This is a genomic window from Sulfitobacter sp. HI0129, assembly GCF_001635395.1.
Classification (GTDB): Bacteria; Pseudomonadota; Alphaproteobacteria; order Rhodobacterales; family Rhodobacteraceae; genus Sulfitobacter.
Map to the genome: position 1 here is coordinate 1 of NZ_LWGH01000152.1, position 212 is coordinate 212.

Sequence of the window (212 nt, forward strand, 5' to 3'; positions counted from 1 at the left end):
GTTCTGACCGCGCTCATTAGCTTCCTACCCCGCAAAGAACGTGAGATTCAGGACAGCCAGCGACTTACGCTCACTGTCGTGTTCCCATCGAACGCTTCTCTATCAGAGCGCGCCAATGGACTCGATGAGAGAACAATTCGACGCAGCCTGGGACGCCTCTCAGCTGCTGAACTGATCGAGCGCAAGAATTCAGCAAATGGCAAACGCTTTCC

1 protein-coding gene is annotated in these 212 nt (G+C 54.2%); it reads left to right on the forward strand.

Going from position 1 to position 212, the window contains the following annotated elements; all coding sequences use genetic code 11:
- Positions 1 to 212: helix-turn-helix domain-containing protein (locus A3764_RS23820; protein ID WP_330220504.1), on the forward strand; the 212-nt coding region annotated here is incomplete at both ends.